This window comes from Cryobacterium sp. M25 (genome assembly GCF_002929635.1).
GTDB lineage: Bacteria > Actinomycetota > Actinomycetes > Actinomycetales > Microbacteriaceae > Cryobacterium > Cryobacterium sandaracinum.
On record NZ_PJJU01000015.1, the window covers coordinates 1 to 9,679 of the forward strand.

At 69.4% G+C, this 9,679-nt stretch carries 7 protein-coding genes; 3 read left to right on the plus strand and 4 right to left on the minus strand.

All coding sequences use genetic code 11. From position 1 onward, the window contains the following. The first annotated feature begins 281 nt into the window (after positions 1 to 281). Both CXY81_RS00215 and CXY81_RS00220 read left to right on the plus strand, forming a co-directional pair. The gene (locus CXY81_RS00215; protein WP_233193893.1) at positions 282 to 2,801 is read left to right on the plus strand and encodes an RNA helicase; all 2,520 of its coding nucleotides are present in this window, start codon (positions 282 to 284) and stop codon (positions 2,799 to 2,801) included. 39 nt (positions 2,802 to 2,840) lie between these two features. After that, positions 2,841 to 3,890 carry a Gfo/Idh/MocA family oxidoreductase gene (locus tag CXY81_RS00220; protein WP_104169377.1) on the plus strand — a complete coding sequence of 350 codons (1,050 nt, stop codon included), beginning with the start codon at positions 2,841 to 2,843 and terminating at the stop codon, positions 3,888 to 3,890. A gap of 410 nt (positions 3,891 to 4,300) precedes the next feature. Here the strand turns inward: CXY81_RS00220 and CXY81_RS00225 are convergent, their stop codons facing one another. From CXY81_RS00225 to CXY81_RS00240, 4 genes are all read right to left on the minus strand, one after another. After that, positions 4,301 to 4,792, minus strand: a complete 492-nt coding sequence (locus CXY81_RS00225; protein ID WP_104193611.1) for a LysM domain-containing protein — start codon at positions 4,790 to 4,792, stop codon at positions 4,301 to 4,303. Positions 4,793 to 4,867: 75 nt separating this feature from the next. After that, entirely contained in the window at positions 4,868 to 6,241 is a 1,374-nt protein-coding gene (locus CXY81_RS00230) for an L-serine ammonia-lyase (RefSeq protein ID WP_104193612.1), read from the minus strand. Between the two features lie 42 nt (positions 6,242 to 6,283). Beyond that, complete coding sequence (locus CXY81_RS00235) at positions 6,284 to 6,775, minus strand: CoA-binding protein (protein WP_233193894.1); 492 nt, start codon at positions 6,773 to 6,775, stop codon at positions 6,284 to 6,286. A gap of 146 nt (positions 6,776 to 6,921) precedes the next feature. Next, positions 6,922 to 8,214, minus strand: a complete 1,293-nt coding sequence (locus CXY81_RS00240) for an O-acetylhomoserine aminocarboxypropyltransferase/cysteine synthase family protein (protein WP_104193613.1) — start codon at positions 8,212 to 8,214, stop codon at positions 6,922 to 6,924. A 123-nt stretch (positions 8,215 to 8,337) separates the two neighbouring features. On the opposite strand from CXY81_RS00240, the gene CXY81_RS00245 reads away from it, so the two are divergent. Further along, the gene (locus CXY81_RS00245; protein WP_104193614.1) at positions 8,338 to 9,513 is read left to right on the plus strand and encodes an FAD-dependent oxidoreductase; all 1,176 of its coding nucleotides are present in this window, start codon (positions 8,338 to 8,340) and stop codon (positions 9,511 to 9,513) included. Positions 9,514 to 9,679: the final 166 nt, after the last annotated feature.

The window sequence follows — 9,679 nt, forward strand, 5'->3', positions numbered from 1 at the left end:
CGCGGGCCGCCCGAGCCGTGCCGAGGCCGATCGGGCCGGCGGCCCGGGCGCGGGAGGCGTCGGCGGCGTCGGAAGTGAGGACGAGGAAACGTCGCGGCTGGCCATGTCGCCAGCTTAGATTTGCGGCCTGTGAGTCCTCCGCAACGGCCCGTGACGGCCGCGTTGATCGGGCATATCGTCCCTGTGTTCACGCTCAGCCGGAGGAGAGACAATGCTCGGTTCCGACCCGGCCGCCGGGCGCGGAGCGGATGCCCAGTGGAATAGGGCAGGATCGAAGGATCATGGCAACTCTCACCGCCCTCCCGCATGTCACCGATCCGGATGTGCTGTTCGAGGCCTTCGAAACGTGGGCGGGGGAGCAGGGTCTGTCCCTGTATCCCGCGCAGGAAGAGGCCCTGATCGAGATCGTCTCCGGGGCGAACCTGATCCTCAGCACCCCGACCGGCACCGGTAAGTCCCTGGTCGCCGTCGGTGCGCACTTCGCCGCGCTCTCGGCCGGCAAGCGCACCTTCTACACGGCGCCGATCAAGGCCCTCGTCAGCGAAAAGTTCTTCGCGCTGGTGGAGATCTTCGGCGCCGAGAACGTGGGCATGATGACGGGGGATTCCTCGGTCAACTCCGACGCCCCGATCATCTGCTGCACGGCGGAGATCCTGGCCAACCTCGCCCTGAGAAACGGTGAGGACACTCCTGTGGACCAGGTCGTGATGGACGAGTTCCACTTCTACGGCGACCCCGACCGCGGCTGGGCCTGGCAGGTGCCGCTGCTGCTCCTGCCCGGGGTGCAGTTCATCCTCATGTCGGCGACCCTCGGCGACGTCACGTTCATCGCCAACGACCTCTCGCGCCGCACCCGTCGGACCACCGCGGTCGTCACGGGCGTGGAGCGCCCGGTTCCGCTGCACTACTACTACCAGACCACGCCCGTGCACGAAACGGTGGAGGAGCTACTGAAAACCGGGCAGGCTCCGATCTACATCGTGCACTTCGCCCAGGCGGCCGCGCTCGAACGGGCTCAGGCCCTCAGCAGCGTCAAGGTCGCCACCAAGGAACAGAAGGAGGCGATCGCGGAGCTGATCGGCGAGTTCCGCTTCACCACGAGCTTCGGCAAGACCCTGTCCCGGCTGATCCGGATGGGCATTGGCGTGCACCACGCCGGCATGCTGCCCAAGTACCGCCGCCTGGTGGAGCAGCTCGCCCAGCGCGGCCTGCTCCGCGTCATCTGCGGCACCGATACCCTCGGCGTGGGCATCAACGTGCCGATCCGCACCGTGCTCTTCACCGCACTCACCAAGTACGACGGCGTCAAGATGCGCCAGCTCAACGCCCGCGAATTCCACCAGATCGCGGGCCGCGCGGGCCGGGCCGGCTACGACACGGCCGGCACCGTCGTCATCCAGGCGCCCGACCACGAAACCGACAACCTCAAGGCCATCGAGAAGGCCGGCGACGACCCCAAGAAGAAGCGCAAGATCATCCGCAAGAAGGCGCCCGAGGGTTTCGTGTCCTGGGGTGAGCCCTCGTTCCAGCGGCTCGTGGCGGCCGAGCCGGAAACGATGCACTCGAGCATGCAGATGACCGCGGCGATGCTGATCAATGTCATCGGGCGCGGCGGTGACGCGTTCACCCACGTCCACGACCTGATCTTCGACAACCACGAACCCTGGAATCGCCAGCTCGCGCACGCCCGGCGTGCCCTCGGGATCTACAAGACCCTGCGCGCGGCAGGGATCGTGGAGCAAAGCGCGGCCGGGGACATCCGTCTCACCGTCGACCTGCAGCCCAACTTCGCCCTCAACCAGCCACTGTCGCCGTTCGCGCTCGCCGCGTTCGACCTGCTCGACGCCGACCCCGATGTGGCCGGCCCCGGCAGCGGCCACTACGCCCTCGACATGATCTCCATCGTCGAGGCCACCCTCGACAACCCGCGCCCGGTGCTGATGGGCCAGCAGTTCGCGGCCCGCGGCGAGGCCGTGAACGCCATGAAACGCGAGGGCATCGAATACGACGAGCGGATGGCGCTGCTCGAGGAGATCACCTGGCCGAAGCCGCTCGAGGAGTTGCTGCACGTCACCTTCACCACCTACAAGGAATCCCAGCCGTGGATCGCCGACTTCGAGCTCAGCCCGAAGACGGTCGTGCGGGACATGTACGAGCGGGCCATGTCCTTCGGTGAGTTCGTGGCCTTCTACAAGCTCGCCCGCAGCGAGGGCGTCGTTCTCCGCTATCTCTCGGATGCGTACCGGGCCGCCCGACAAACCATCCCCGACGACGCCAAGACGGAAGACCTGCTCGACCTGATCGAGTGGCTGGGCGAGCTGGTGCGCCAGGTCGACTCGAGCCTGCTCGACGAGTGGGAGGAACTCATCCACCCGGACCTCGCCGTGCACTCGGATGCTGCGCAGTCGGTGCTGCCGCCCGCGCCCCGCCGCCTGACCACCAATGCGCGCGCGTTCCGCATCCTGGTGCGCAACGAGCTCTTCCGCCGGGTGCAGCTGGCCGCGCTCGAGAACTATGACGCCCTGGGCGAGCTTGACCGGGAACACGGTTTCCACACGGATGCCTGGGTCGATGCCATGGACGGCTACTTCGCCGAGCACGACGAGCTGCTGACCGGGGCGAATGCGCGCAGCGCAGACCTGATCATCTTCGACGAGGGCGCATCCGTCTGGACCGTGCGGCAGATATTCGACGACCCGGCGGGGGACCACGACTGGGGCATCAGTGCCACCGTCGACCTGGCCGACTCCGACGAGCTGGGCGCCGCCGTCCTGCGCGTCACCGGCGTCGACCGGCTGTAGCGGGCCGGGAGGAAGCCGCACCGGGAGTACCGTGGGAGCATGACGCAGTCGCCAGCATCCGTCGCCCCAATCCGCACCGGACTGATCGGGTTCGGCACGTCCGGACGCGTGTTCCACAGCCCGCTCCTCGGCGCGAACCCCGAGTTCTCGCTCGACCTGATCGTCACCCGCGACCCCGTGCGGCGCGAGCAGGCCGGTGAGCGTCACCCGGGGGTGCGCCTGATGTCGACCGCCGAGGACCTGTTCGCCGCCGCGGACGACCTGGACCTGGTCGTGATCGGCTCACCGTCGGGCACGCACGTCGAACTCGCCCACGCCGCCCTCGACGCCGGGCTCGCCGTGGTCGTCGACAAGCCCTTCGCGGTGACAACCCGGGAAGGCCGCGGCCTGATCGAGAAGGCCGTGAGCCTCGGCCTGCCGCTCACCGTGTTCCAGAACCGGCGCTGGGACGGCGACTTCCTCACCCTGCGCGGCGTAATCGCAGCGGGGGCGCTGGGCGATGTGCGCCGGTTCGAGTCCCGGTTCGAATGGTGGAAGCCGGAGCAGACCAAATCGTGGAAGGTCGGCGCGACCATCCAACAGGGCGGCGGGGTGCTCTTCGACCTCGGCGCCCACCTGATCGACCAGGCCCTGCAACTGTTCGGCCCGGTCGACGACGTCTACGCGGAGACCCTCATTCGACGCCCGGGTGGGGTCGCCGACGACGACACCTTCGTGGCGCTGCACCACGGGTCGGGGGTGCGCTCGCACCTGTGGATGAACGGGATCGCCGCCCAGGTCGGCCCGCGCTTCCACGTCCTCGGCTCCGAGGCGGGCTACACCAAGTGGGGCCTCGACGGCCAGGAGACCGCCCTCGAGGCGGGTGCCCGACCGACCGACCCGGGTTTCGGCGTCGACCCGGAGTCCGCCTGGGGCGTACTCGGACGGGACGGCGCGCTGACCCGGGTGCCGACCGAGCGCGGCAACTATGCGGCGTTCTACACCGGTCTGGCCGACGCGATCCTGCGTGGGGCTCCGATCCCGGTCGACCCGCGGGAGTCGCTGCGCACGATCACCCTGATCGAGCGCATCAACCTGCTGACGCACTAAGGCACGTGCGTCCCGGCCCCGCCGTTGCGGCGCACCCGGAAGGACGGGGCCGACTCTACCGCGTGGACGCTGTCCATCGCTTAGGGAGGGCCGTACCCGGTGTCGAACCAATTCGACGGAGATCCTGCTGTAAAAGTGCGTTTTCGGCGTGACCGGGTGCGATCCGGCCACAATCTCCGCCGAATTCGTTCGCAACGGAGTTGTTGCAGGGCCGCCCCGACCGTCCCGCGAGAATGCTCTCCCGCGTGGATGGCGGTGCCATCCGGAGCGTCCGCTTCCGCGTCGGTCTCGGCCCGGAGAATCGTGGGAACCCCACTGCCGTGCCGCCCCGACGTTCGAGGCGTGTCACCACCTTGACGAGCCGGCTACCGGAGCCTTATCGAGAAGCTGGGAATGTACCCCTGAGCGCGCTACCCGGTGGTGGTCCAGTCGAGGTTGATCACATCCCGGATGTAGATATTCTCACCGAGACCCGACACCGACGGATTCATGCGCAACAGCTGCTGCACCGGTAGGTCGAACCGCTGCGCGATGGCGAAGAAGTCGTCGCCCTCCAACACGGAGTAGCTGGTCGGGGCGCCCGTACCATCGGTGACCGGGGCGCCGGTGGCCCCCGTACTGGCGCCAAGGTCGACGGCCGGGCCCTCGGGCAGCGGCTCCACGGGCACGGCCTCGGCGTTGGGCGTGATAGTCGGATTCGGCACAACCGGGGCATCGGGCTCGGGGGTCGGCGTGGGGGTGGGCGTGGGAGTCGCAGTGGGCGTCGGCGTGAGGGTAACCGTCGCGGTGACCACCGGAGCCGGGGCGCCGGCGCACCCGGCGAGGCCGAGCGGGAGCAGCAGCATGGCGGCCAGAGCGACCCGCGCCCGGACACGTGTGGTTGTCGGCCGCGCAGAATTCATCGGATGTCCCCCTCGAAGAAAGTTCCGTTCGTGCCCCCGAGCGGATGCGTCCAGTTTAGGGCGCAAGTGGCGATGTCAGCACTCGATCACGTTGACGGCGAGGCCACCCTCACTGGTCTCCTTGTACTTGGTCGACATGTCCAGGCCGGTCTGGCGCATGGTTTCGATCACGGCGTCGAGGGAGACGAGGTGCGTGCCGTCGCCGTGCAGGGCCAGCCGGGCCGCCGACACGGCGGTCGACGCGGCGATGGCGTTGCGCTCGATGCACGGCACCTGCACGAGCCCGCCGACGGGGTCGCAGGTGAGGCCCAGGTGGTGCTCCATCGCGATCTCGGCCGCGTTCTCCACCTGCCGCGGCGTGCCGCCGAGAACGGCGCAGAGTGCGCCGGACGCCATGGCGCAAGCGGAGCCGACCTCGGCCTGGCAGCCGCCCTCCGCCCCGGAGATGGAGGCGTTGGCCTTTACGAGCGAACCGATGGCGACGGCGGTGAGCAGATAGCGACGGATTCCCGCGGCATCCGCCCCGGGCACGAAGCGCAGGTAGTAGTGGCCGACCGCGGGGATGATGCCGGCCGCGCCGTTGGTGGGGGCGGTGACCACGCGGCCGCCGGAGGCGTTCTCCTCGTTGACGGCGAGGGCGAATGCATGCAGCCATTCGGTCGAGGTATCGCGTTCACGCAACGGCAGCCGGTCATATTCCTCTAGCTGCATGCGCACGGCCGCCGCGCGGCGCTTGACCTGAAGGCCGCCGGGGAGGGTGCCGGTGGCCTCGAGCCCTGACTCCACGCAGTCGCTCATGGCGTTCCAAATCGCGTCGAGGCCGACGTCGAGCGCCTCGGCCCCGTGGATCGTCTCCTCGTTGGCGCGGGCGATGTCGCAGATTGCGACGGCGTAGAGGTCGCAGAGGGCGAGGAGTTCGGCGCTGGAGGAGTACTGCCGCGGCTGTGGCACGGCCCTGCTTGGGCCGATCGGGTCGCCGTCGCGCCGGATGAAGCCGCCGCCGATCGAGTACCAGGTCTCCTCGAGCAGGGGGACGGCGTCGTGTCCCCAGGCCGTGAGGGTCAGCGCGTTGGGGTGGCCGGGCAGCCGGGTGCGCGCCTCGAAGGCCACGTCATCCTTTCGCACGGGGATGGCATGGCTGCCGCCGAGCATCAGCACGGCGTCGTCGGCCAGGCCGGACCAGGCGAAGCGCACGTCATCCGGGTCGCAGGTCTCGGGGCGGAGCCCGGAGAGGCCGGCCAGGACTGCGTCGGGCGTGCCGTGGCCGAGTCCGGTCGAGCCGAGCGAGCCGTAGAGCGAGCAGCCGATTCGGGCCACGTCGGCGAGCAGACCGGCATCGCGTAGGTGGTCGGCGAAGGTGAGCGCCGCCCGCATCGGGCCCACCGTGTGGGAGCTGGAGGGGCCGATGCCGATGGAGAAGAGGTCGAGTGCCGACACATACGCAGTCATCCGACCATCGTAACCGTGCCGGGGTTGCGCCCCGGGGACGGATCAGCGGATGGTTTTGCGCGCCGTGATCTGGCCGGTGTCGAACCCGAGGAGGTGCAGCCCGCCGTGGAACCGGGCGTGCTCGATCTTGATGCAGCGGTCCATCACCACGGTGAGTCCCTTCGATTCGCCGTATTCGGCGGCCTCCTGGTTCCAAATGCCCAGCTGCACCCAGACGGTGGGCGCCCCGATTGCGAGCACCTCGTCGATCACGGCCGGGATGTCGCTGGCGCGACGGAACACGTCGACGATATCGGGTACCTCGGGCAGCGACGCGAGGCTGGGGTACGCCGTCTCGCCGAGGATGGTCTTCGCGTTCGGGTTGACGAAGTAGACCCGGTAGTCGCTCGACTGCTGCAGGTAGGTACCCACGAAATAACTGGAGCGGGCCGGATTCGGCGACGCGCCGACGATGGCGATGGACTTCGCCGCCCGCAGGATCTTCAGCCGGGCCTTGGCGTCGGGACCCACCCAGGTGCGCTGGGATTTCAGCAGCTTCGCGAGGGGGGAACCGGTGGGAACCGAGCAGCTGAGCCCATTGGCGAGGTGCACGGTGTCGTGCGCGGCGGCATCCGTGACCGTTGCGGCGTCGCTGTCGGGGGTGGCGTCGGGGGTGGCGTCGATGTTCACGTGGTGCTCGCTCATTTGGTCCCCGCAATCCGGCCAAGGGCCTGGTCGAGGTCGTAGATGATGTCCTCGACGTCTTCGATGCCCACGCTGATGCGGACCAGGCCGGGTAACACGCCGGCGTCGACGAGCTGGGTCTCGTTCAGCTGCGCATGGGTGGTGGAGGCCGGGTGGATGACCAGGGTCTTGGCGTCGCCGATGTTGGCGAGGTGGCTGGCCAGGTCGACCGATTCGATGAAGGTGCGCCCGGCGTCGCGGCCGCCCGTGACGCCGAAGCTGAAGACCGATCCGGGGCCCTTCGGCAGGTATTTGAGGCCGCGGTCGTAGTGCGGGTGGGCCGGCAGCCCGGCCCAGTTGACGTACTCGATCCGGGGATCGGCGTCGAGCCACTCGGCCACCGCGCGCGCGTTGTCCACGTGCGCCTGCATGCGGAACGGCAGCGTCTCGACGCCCTGGGCGAGCAGAAACGCGGAGTGCGGGGAGAGGGCCGGGCCGATGTCGCGCAGCTGCTCGGCCCGCAGCCGGGTGAGGAAGGCGTACTCGCCGAAGTTGCCGGCCCACTCGAGGCCGCCGTAGCTGGGCACCGGTTCGCTGAACAGCGGGAATTTGTCACTGTGCCAGTCGAAGCGTCCGCTCTCGACGACGACGCCGCCGAGCGTGGTGCCGTGACCACCGAGGAACTTGGTGGCGGAGTGGATCACGATGTCGGCGCCCCACTCGATCGGCCGGGTCAGGTAGGGCGTGGCGATGGTCGAGTCGATCACCAGGGGGATCCCGGCCGCGTGGGCGACGGCGGCGAGCCCCTCGATGTCGGCGACCTCCCCGGACGGGTTGGCCACGGTCTCGGCGAAGATCAACTTGGTCTTCTCGGTGATCGCGGCGGCGTAGTCGGCCGAGTTCGCGCTGCGCACGAACGTCGTCTCGATGCCGAAGCGCCGCAGCGTCACGTCGAGCTGGGTGATCGAGCCGCCATAGAGGTTCGCGCTGGAGACGATGTGGTCGCCCGAGCCCGCGAGGCTGGCGAAGGTGATGTACTGCGCGGAGAGGCCGCTGGCGGTGGCGACGGCGCCGAGCCCGCCCTCGAGGCTGGCCACGCGCTCCTCGAAGGCCGCCACGGTCGGGTTCGACAGGCGCGAGTAGACGTTGCCGTACTTCTGCAGGGCGAAGCGGGCGGCGGCATCCTCGGTGTCATCGAAAACGAACGCGCTGGTCTGGTAGATCGGCAGGGCCCGAGCGCCGGTGACGGCGTCGGGGATGTTACCTGCGTGGATTGCCCGGGTCGTGAAACCGTACTCGCGATCTGCCATGGCCTTACGTTAGCGATGATCGGCGGGCGGCTCAGGGTGGACGCGTAACAGTACGAAACGGGTGGCGCCCGACCCGGCAGAACCCGTGCGCGCCAGTGCTGCCCGGTCGGGCAGGATAAGGGCATGGAAGAGCGCGTGGAGACGGTCGTCATCGGCGGCGGGGCAATGGGGTCGGCGACGGCCTGGCAGCTGGCGCGTCGGGGCCGGCCGGTCACCGTGCTGGAGCGGTTCATGCCCGGGCACCTCAACGGCGCCTCGCACGGCGCCTCCCGCAATTTCAACACCGCCTACGCCGAACCTACCTACGTGGCGACGCTTGCCGAGGCGCTGTCGCTCTGGCGCGAGCTGGAAGCCGAGACGCAGAGCACACTCCTGCGTCAGGTCGGCGTCGTCAATCACGGGGCGAATCCGTCGTTCGACCGAGTGGCGGCAATGCTGGCCCGGGTGGGCCTGGGCGCCGAGTTCCTCGCCCCGGAGGCCGCAGCCGAACGCTGGCCGGGCATCCGCTTCGACGGTCGGGTGCTGTTCGCCCCCGACGCCGGCCGGGTGAACGCGGATGCCGCGGTGACCGCCCTGCAGGCCGCCTTGCAGACCGCCGGGGCCGACGTGCGGCACGGCATCCGCGTGCAGCGCCTGGAGGTGCAGGGCGACGACCGGGTGCGGGTGACCCACGAGGCCGGCACGATCATCGCCCGCCGGGCCGTCGTCACGGTCGGCGCGTGGACCAGCGCCCTGCTGGCCGGGGTGATCCCGATGCCGCGCCTCACGGTGACGCAGGAGCAGCCGGCGCACTTCGCCTTGCGCGACGCCTCCCCGGCCGCCGTCGCACACGCCGAGACCGAGTGGCCCGGCTTCAACCATGCGCCCGCCTGGTCCGACCCGCGCTACGGATACTGGTACTCGCCGGTCTACGGCATGTACACGCCCGGCCAGGGGATCAAGGCCGGCTGGCACGGCGTGGGTCCCAGCACCGACCCGGATGCGCGCAGCTTCCAGCCCGAGCCCGTTCAGCTGGCTGCCCTGGCGCGCTATGTGCGCGAATGGCTGCCCGGCGCCGACCCCGACACGCTCGACCCGGTCAGTTGCACCTACACGACCACGGCCGACGAGGACTTCGTGCTCGACCGGGTGGGCCCCGTGATCGTGGGGGCCGGCTTTAGCGGCCACGGCTTCAAGTTCACGCCGACGGTCGGGCGAATCCTCGCCGACCTGACCACGGGCACCGCAGCCGCTCCGCCGCGGTTCGCCCTGAACCGGGCGCCGAACGCCGCGGCCGGGGGCTGGCTCTCCCGCCGCTGAGCGCCACCTCGCTGTTCGGCGTCGAACCAATTCGACGGAGATTCTGCTCTGAAAGCGCATTTTCGGCCTGATTGGGTGCGATTCGGGCAAAATCTCGGCTCTCCTGTCGTAACCGTGGGTTAATCCCGGCCGGGGAGTGCGGGTTTGTGGCCGCCGAGGCTGAGCA

What these genes read in the sequence shown, in the direction of transcription:
- CXY81_RS00215 (WP_233193893.1), top strand. Translation starts at nt 282, where the DNA reads ATGGCAACTCTCACCGCCCTCCCGCATGTCACCGATCCGGATGTGCTG.
- CXY81_RS00220 (WP_104169377.1), top strand. Translation starts at nt 2,841, where the DNA reads ATGACGCAGTCGCCAGCATCCGTCGCCCCAATCCGCACCGGACTGATC.
- CXY81_RS00225 (WP_104193611.1), bottom strand. Translation starts at nt 4,792, where the DNA reads ATGAATTCTGCGCGGCCGACAACCACACGTGTCCGGGCGCGGGTCGCT.
- CXY81_RS00230 (WP_104193612.1), bottom strand. Translation starts at nt 6,241, where the DNA reads ATGACTGCGTATGTGTCGGCACTCGACCTCTTCTCCATCGGCATCGGC.
- CXY81_RS00240 (WP_104193613.1), bottom strand. Translation starts at nt 8,214, where the DNA reads ATGGCAGATCGCGAGTACGGTTTCACGACCCGGGCAATCCACGCAGGT.
- CXY81_RS00245 (WP_104193614.1), top strand. Translation starts at nt 8,338, where the DNA reads ATGGAAGAGCGCGTGGAGACGGTCGTCATCGGCGGCGGGGCAATGGGG.